This window comes from Janibacter corallicola NBRC 107790 (assembly GCF_001570965.1).
In the GTDB taxonomy this organism is placed as follows: Bacteria; Actinomycetota; Actinomycetes; order Actinomycetales; family Dermatophilaceae; genus Janibacter; species Janibacter corallicola.
The window spans coordinates 1-6683 of record NZ_BCSR01000074.1; the positions used below are offsets into that span (position 1 = coordinate 1).

Consider the following 6683-nt stretch of genomic DNA (forward strand, 5'->3'; position numbering starts at 1 on the left):
TCGTGGCGGGGCTCGCCAGCCGGTCCAGACGCCCACGGCCCGGCGTCGTTGGTTGCGATCCGTCGCCGGACAGGGTGGACTGTCCCTGATGAACGAGCAGACGAGCGGAAGGACCATGGTGAGCAGCGCGGAGTCGGCCTCCGGGACGGACCAGGCGGATGCGGCGGTCGACAAGCTGGGATTCAGCGACGACCAGATCGTGCAGGAGTACGGCTGGGACGACGACGTCGACGCGGCCCTGCGGGAGCGGATCGAGTCGGTCGTCGGCAGTGAGCTGGAGGACGAGGACTACACCGGCGTCGTCGACGCGGCACTCCTGTGGTGGCGGGAGGACGACGGCGACCTCACGGATGCGCTCGTCGACACCCTCGGCACGCTCGCGGACGGATCCTCCATCGTGCTCGTGACGCCGCGGCCGGGACATCCCGGCGAGGTCGACCCCAGCGAGGTCGACGAGGCGGCCACGACGGCCGGACTGCACACCTCCGGGTCGGTCATGTGCTCCCCGGAGTGGGTGGCCACGCGGCTGGCCGCCCGCAAGGGCTCGCTGTGACGGCGTGCCGTCGGGTGGCCCGGGGTGAGTGAGCCCGAGCGACCGGTCGTCGGCGCGCCGGCTCCGGACTTCACGCTGCGCGACCAGTTCGGGCGGGACACCTCACCGTCCTCCTTCGTCGGGGACAAGGCCGTCCTGCTGGTCTTCTACCCCTTCGCCTTCTCCGGGGTGTGCACCGGTGAGCTGACCGCGATCCGGGAGGACCTGGGCCGCTTCTCCTCCGAGGACGTCACCACGCTGACGATCTCCTGCGACCCGATGTTCAGCCTCCGGGCCTGGGCGGACCGGGAGGGCTTCTTCTTCCCGCTGCTCTCGGACTTCTGGCCGCACGGCGAGGTGGCCCGCCGCTACGGGGTCTTCGACGAGGGCATGGGCGCGGCCCTGCGCGGCACCTTCCTCATCGACCGCTCCGGCCGCATCGCGTGGTCGCTCGTGGGGGAGACGGGCAGCCCCCGAGACCTCAGCGGTTACGACGAGGCGCTCCGGCGGCTCGTCGCGACGCCCTCCTGAAGCTGCCGGTTGGGTGGGGGACCGCGGGACGGCGATGACACAATGACGCTCGGCGCACCGCGCCGGGGCCTGTAGCTCAGCTGGTAGAGCACCGCGTTTACACCGCGGGCGTCGTCGGTTCGAACCCGGCCGGGCCCACATGGAGATCCGCCTGCGTGACGTGCTGACCGCCCTGGAGGCGATGTTCCCGACCGGGACCGCCCAGTCCTGGGACCGGGTCGGGCTCGTCACCGGCGACCCCGACCAGCCGGTGCGCCTCGTGCACGCCGCTGTCGACCCCACCCTCGAGGTCATCGAGGAGGCCCGCTCCGCCGGCGCGGACCTGCTCATCACCCACCATCCGTTGCTGCTGCGCGGTATCCACTCCGTGGCCACGACGAGTGCGAAGGGGGCGAGCGTCACCTCCCTCGTCGTCGGGGACGTCGCCCTGTGGGTCGCCCACACCAACGCCGACGTGGCCGAGCCGGGCGTCAACACCGCCCTGGCCACCGCCTGCGGCCTCACCGAGAGCGAGCCGCTGACGGAGGAGGAGGGCATCACCATGGGCCGGGTGGGCGACCTGCCCGAGCCGGTGACGCTCTCCGCCTTCGCCCACCGCCTCGCGGCGGCGCTGCCCTCCGCACCGGGCGGCATCCGGGTCGCCGGGCCCGCCGACGGCCGGGTCGGTCGAGTCGCGATGCTCGGCGGGGCCGGCGACGGGCTCATGGAGGCCGCCCGCGCTGCCGGGGCCGACGTCTACGTCACCGCCGACCTGCGCCACCACCCGGCCCTGGAGGCCAGGGAGGAGGCGGCTCTCGACGGCGGGACCCCCTTCCTCGTCGACGCGGGCCACTGGGCGAGCGAATCGCTGTGGCTGGCGGAGATGCTGGAGCGCCTCGGTCAGGCACTCGCGGACGCCGGTCACGACATGGTGGACTGGGAGACCCGTGTGAGCACCATCTGCACCGACCCGTGGAGCTTTACGATCGGGGCCCACAGCGACGAAGGAGATCCACAGTGAAGGCCGCCCCCGAGATCCAGCGTCGCCTGCTCGACCTGCAGGCCGTGGACACCCGCGTGCAGCAGATCGACCACGCACGACGGACGCTGCCCCAGCACGCGGCCCTCGAGGAGGCCTCGACGCGGCTGCAGGAGGCCTCCGACGAGGTCGTGAGGGTCGAGACGATGCTCTCCGACATCGGCCGCGAGGCCACGAGGGCGGAGGGGGACGTCCAGCAGGTGCGCGACCGGGCCGTCCGCGACCAGCAGAAGCTCGAGGCCGGCACCGGGATGACCTCCCGCGACCTGACCGCGCTGCAGGGCGAGCTGGAGTCGCTCGCGCGACGCCAGAGCGAGCTGGAGGACATCGAGCTCGAGGTGATGGAACGCCAGGAGGCGGCCCAGGAGCGTCTCACCGAGGCCGGTGCGGCCAAGGAGGAGGCGAGCGCGCAGGTCGCGCGGATCACCGGCGAGCGCGATGCCGCCCTCGCCGAGCTCGACGCCGAGCGCACGAAGGTCCTCGCTCCGCGCGAGGAGCTCGTCGCAGGGGTCGAGGAGCCGCTGCTGGCGCTCTACGACCGGCTGCGTGAGAACTCCGGCGGCCTGGCAGCCGCCGAGCTGCTCCACGGACGGTGCGGAGGGTGCCGGCTCGAGCTGAACCCCGTCGACCTCACCGCGATCGAGAAGGCGGCGCCGGACGAGGTGGTGCGCTGCGAGGAGTGCGGTCGCATCCTCGTGCGCACCGGTGCCGACACGGCCGCCTGATGGCCCGCAGCCTCCGTGTCGAGGCCGACGGGGGCTCACGGGGCAACCCGGGGGTGGCCGGCTACGGGGCTGTCGTGCGTGATGCCGCGAGCGGTGGGCTGCTCGTGGAGCTCGCGGCGCCCCTCGGGCGGGCCAGCAACAACGTCGCCGAGTACCGCGGCATGCTCGCCGGCCTGCAGGCCGCCGCCCGGATCGAGCCGGGGGCCCGGGTGGAGGTCCGGATGGACTCCAAGCTCGTCGTGGAGCAGATGTCGGGCCGGTGGCGGATCAAGCACGAGGACATGCGCGCCCTGGCCGCGCAGGCCCGCGGCGTGGTCGCCGGGATCGAGGACGCCGGTGGGGCGGTGGACTTCACATGGATCCCTCGCGCGCAGAACGCCGCCGCCGATGCCCTCTCGAACCGTGGCATGGACGGCGAGGAGGTCGAGGACTGGCACGAGGAGCGCGCCGGGACGCCGGGGGAGGGGCGGACGGCCCCGACGCGCGTCGTGCTCGTCCGCCACGGGGTGACGGCGCTGACCGAGCAGGCGTGTCTCGACGGACGTGGTGGCGTGGACCCGTCGCTCTCGGCGACCGGGCGCGCGCAGGCCGAGCGGGCCGCCGATCTCGTGGCCGAGATGGTCGGGCAGGAGCAGGTCCGCGTGCTCACCTCCTCCCTCGCCCGCGCGAAGCAGACCGGCGTCGTCGTCGCCGAACGGCTCGGTGTGGCCCCGCAGGTCGATGCCCGCTGGGACGAGCAGGGCTTCGGTGACTGGGACGGCAGGGCGATCGCTGACCTGCTCCGGGAGAGTGGGGAGGACCTGCGCGCCCTGCGGGACGACCCCACCTTCGCCCGCCCCGGCGGGGAGTCCCACGAGGAGCTCGAGACTCGCGTGGTGGCGGCCTGGGAGGAGGCCGTCGAGGCGGGAGGTACCGTCGTGGTCGTCTGCCACCGCAAGCCGATCCTCGTCGTGCTCGCCCATGTGCTCGACCTGCCGCACGAGAGCTTCTGGCGTCTCGCAGGGGAGCCGGGGTCGCTGACCGCGATCGACGCCCGGCCGGACGGGCGGGCCGTCGTGACCTTCACCAACCGCACCTGAGGGGGCCCGAGATCGCTGACCTGCCCTCGTGGCTCATGGCCTCGGGAATCATCGGTGCCGTCATCTTCGGGCTGCTCTCGGCGTTCTTCCCGCCGCTGAACGCGGAGATCTACGCCGTCGCCGCACCGGTGATCTTCCCCGACATGTGGGTGCTGCACGTCTCGGCGATGACAGGGGGCCTCGTCATCGGCAAGATCACCCACTTCGTGGCCGCGGCCAAGGGCGCCGAGGCGATCAGCAGGCGCCGGGAGATCAAGGAGGCGAGGGGCCCCCGCACCGAACCGCTCGAGGGCCCAGCCACCGTCTGGCGACGGGTGCGCGACAAGCTCACGGAGTGGAGCAAGGCGATGATCGACGTCCTCGACCGCCCCCGGCTCGGGCCGCTCGTCATCCTCAGCAGCTCCGGCATCGGCTTCCCCCCGCTCGCGGTCGTCGTCGTCGCGGCCGGGGTCAAGCGGGTCTCGGCGACGATCCTCATCGGCGTCATGACCATCGGCTGCCTGGCTCGCTTCCTCATCACCGCCTGGCTGGTCCAGGAGGGCATCGACATCCGCTTCTGAGGTGGCGAAGGGGGCGCCCACCCCCTTCGCCGGGCCCGACCGGTGGCGCATAACCTTGGGGCATGAATCATGCGGGAGACCTCGACCCGAAAGCGGCGTGGGAGCGTCTGAGCGCGGAGCCCGATGCCGTGCTCGTCGACGTGCGCACGAGCGCCGAGTGGGCCTTCGTGGGGGTACCGGACCTGGGGGCCATCGGCAAGCGGGTCGTCCCGATCGAGTGGACGACCTTCCCCGAGGGAACGCAGAACCCGAACTTCCTCGAACAGCTGCGCTCGGCGGTCCCCCAGGACGCGACGGTGCTCTTCCTCTGCCGCTCCGGAGGGCGCTCCCTGAGCGCCGCCGAGGCGGCCACCCGGGCCGGCTACGCCGAGGCGTGGAACGTCGTGGAGGGTTTCGAGGGCGAGCACGACAGTCGCGGTCACCGGCAGCTGAACGGGTGGAAGAACTCCGATCTGCCGTGGCGGCAGGGGTGAACGCCCGGTCCCGCGAGACCCTGGCCGTGCACGGCGGTCGGGTGCGCAGCGGCTTCGACGAGACGTCCGAGGCGCTCTTCCTCACGTCCGGCTTCGTCTACCGGAGCGCGGAGGAGGCCGAGTCCGCCTTCGCCGGGGATCTCGACAAGTTCATCTACTCCCGGTATGGCAACCCCACCGTCGCGATACTCGAGGACCGTCTGGCACTGCTCGAGGGTGCGGAGGCGGCCTACGCGACGGCATCCGGGATGTCAGCGGTCTTCACGGCGCTGGCCGCGCTGCTGGGCACGGGCGATCGCGTCGTCGCCTCCCGCGGTCTCTTCGGCAGCTGCTTCGTGATCCTCGACGAGATCCTGCCCCGGTGGGGCGTCGAGACCGTCTTCGTCGACGGTCGCGACCTCGACCAGTGGCGCGAGGCGCTCGACCGACCCACGACGGCGGTCTTCTTCGAGACCCCGAGCAACCCGATGCAGGAGCTCGTCGACATCGCCGCCGTCAGCGAGCTCGCCCACAAGGCCGGCGCGCAGGTCGTCGTCGACAACGTCTTCGGCACCCCGGTCTTCTCCCGACCGTTGGACCACGGTGCGGACGTCGTCGTGTACTCCGCGACCAAGCACATCGACGGTCAGGGCCGGGTGCTCGGCGGGGCGATCCTCGGGACGAGGGACTACGTGCAGGGGCCGGTGAAGAACCTGATCCGGCACACCGGCCCGTCCATGTCCCCCTTCAACGCCTGGGTGCTGCTCAAGGGGATCGAGACGATGGACCTGCGGGTGCGGCGGATGGCGGAGAGCTCCCTGGAGGTGGCACGTGCCCTGCAGGCCCACCCCGGCGTCACCTCGGTGGTGCACCCGTGGCTGGGCGACCACCCCCAGCACCAGCTCGCCCGTCGGCAGATGAGCGGCGGTGGCACCGTGGTCACCTTCGCCGTCGACGGTGACAAGGATCGGGCCTTCGCCTTCCTCAACGCCTTGGAGATCGTGGACATCTCGAACAACCTGGGCGATGCGAAGTCCCTCATCACCCATCCCGCGACGACGACGCACCGACGGATGGGCGCCCAGGGGCGTGCCGCGATCGGGATCACGGACGGCACCGTGCGGCTCTCGGTCGGTCTGGAGTCCGCCGAGGACCTCGTCGCCGACCTCACGGGCGCGCTCGACCGGATCGGTCCTGGTTCAGGCCACGAGAACCAGGGCGGTCACGGCCCCGCCCCCGGCGACGACGGCCACGGTCGCTCCCTGGGCCAGCACCGCCCGGCCGGTGACCGGGACCGCGGCGGCACGTACCCGGTGTAGCCACAGGAGGGTCGCGAGGGAGCCCCACGGGGTGATGACCGGCGCGACGTTGGTCCCGATCAGCAGGGCCACGAGCCGCCCCGGTCCGTCGCCGGCGACCGGCTCGAGAGCGATGAAGGCAGGAAGGTTGTTCACGACATTGCCCGTGACCGCGCCCACGCCGGCCACCCGCAGCAGGCCGACGGGCCCCTCCCCGGTGCCTGCGAGTGCATCCAGCACACCCTGGCCGCCGAGGGAGAGGGCGACCTGGACGACGCCGAAGAGGACCATGACGACCACGGCCATGCCCCACGGTGGTGACAGGCGGTGGAGCAGCTCGGGTGCACGGATCCACACGACGAGCGCAAGGAGCGCCGCTCCGAGGCTCGACACGAGCCAGGGCGTGACGCCGACGGCGAAGAGCGGCCCCGCAGCGAGACAGACCACAGCGGCCACTCGCAGCAGGACCGGGTCGTGGCGGCCCGCCG

At 72.3% G+C, this 6683-nt stretch carries 9 protein-coding genes and 1 tRNA gene; 9 read left to right on the forward strand and 1 reads right to left on the reverse strand.

The genetic code is table 11. The features are described 5' to 3' along the window. Positions 1-88 precede the first annotated feature (88 nt). From JCO01S_RS14965 to JCO01S_RS15005, 9 genes are all read left to right on the forward strand, one after another. Complete coding sequence (locus JCO01S_RS14965) at positions 89-553, forward strand: DUF3052 domain-containing protein (RefSeq protein WP_439645707.1); 465 nt, start codon at positions 89-91, stop codon at positions 551-553. Between the two features lie 24 nt (positions 554-577). After that, on the forward strand, positions 578-1063 hold the full coding sequence (locus JCO01S_RS14970; RefSeq protein ID WP_068257555.1) for a peroxiredoxin: 486 nt from the start codon (positions 578-580) through the stop codon (positions 1061-1063). A 65-nt stretch (positions 1064-1128) separates the two neighbouring features. Next, positions 1129-1201, forward strand: a tRNA-Val gene (locus tag JCO01S_RS14975). A 1-nt stretch (position 1202) separates the two neighbouring features. After that, positions 1203-2063, forward strand: a complete 861-nt coding sequence (locus JCO01S_RS14980) for a Nif3-like dinuclear metal center hexameric protein (protein WP_068257558.1) — start codon at positions 1203-1205, stop codon at positions 2061-2063. Further along, entirely contained in the window at positions 2060-2806 is a 747-nt protein-coding gene (locus JCO01S_RS14985) for a zinc ribbon domain-containing protein (protein ID WP_068257562.1), read from the forward strand. The genes JCO01S_RS14980 and JCO01S_RS14985 overlap by 4 nt, the downstream gene beginning before the upstream one ends. After that, positions 2806-3885 (forward strand): histidine phosphatase family protein, encoded by a 1080-nt coding sequence (locus JCO01S_RS14990; protein ID WP_068257565.1) that lies wholly within the window; start codon positions 2806-2808, stop codon positions 3883-3885. The genes JCO01S_RS14985 and JCO01S_RS14990 overlap by 1 nt, the downstream gene beginning before the upstream one ends. Positions 3886-3920: 35 nt before the next feature. Next, positions 3921-4445, forward strand: coding sequence for a hypothetical protein (locus JCO01S_RS14995; RefSeq protein WP_068257568.1), 525 nt, complete (start codon positions 3921-3923; stop codon positions 4443-4445). 62 nt (positions 4446-4507) lie between these two features. Continuing rightward, entirely contained in the window at positions 4508-4918 is a 411-nt protein-coding gene (locus JCO01S_RS15000; RefSeq protein WP_068257571.1) for a rhodanese-like domain-containing protein, read from the forward strand. Further along, positions 4903-6216, forward strand: a complete 1314-nt coding sequence (locus tag JCO01S_RS15005; RefSeq protein ID WP_218002294.1) for an O-succinylhomoserine sulfhydrylase — start codon at positions 4903-4905, stop codon at positions 6214-6216. Before JCO01S_RS15000 ends, JCO01S_RS15005 begins: the two co-directional genes overlap by 16 nt. Here the strand turns inward: JCO01S_RS15005 and JCO01S_RS15825 are convergent. Next, positions 6097-6683, reverse strand: a 587-nt coding sequence (locus tag JCO01S_RS15825; protein WP_281189248.1) for an ArsB/NhaD family transporter, incomplete at its 5' end; no start/stop codon positions are given. The two genes, JCO01S_RS15005 and JCO01S_RS15825, sit on opposite strands and share 120 nt — an antisense overlap.

Excerpts from the sequence above, each read along its gene's own strand:
- JCO01S_RS14965 (WP_439645707.1), top strand. The coding sequence starts at position 89 with ATGAACGAGCAGACGAGCGGAAGGACCATGGTGAGCAGCGCGGAGTCG.
- JCO01S_RS14980 (WP_068257558.1), top strand. The coding sequence starts at position 1,203 with ATGGAGATCCGCCTGCGTGACGTGCTGACCGCCCTGGAGGCGATGTTC.
- JCO01S_RS14990 (WP_068257565.1), top strand. The coding sequence starts at position 2,806 with ATGGCCCGCAGCCTCCGTGTCGAGGCCGACGGGGGCTCACGGGGCAAC.
- JCO01S_RS14995 (WP_068257568.1), top strand. The coding sequence starts at position 3,921 with ATGGCCTCGGGAATCATCGGTGCCGTCATCTTCGGGCTGCTCTCGGCG.
- JCO01S_RS15000 (WP_068257571.1), top strand. The coding sequence starts at position 4,508 with ATGAATCATGCGGGAGACCTCGACCCGAAAGCGGCGTGGGAGCGTCTG.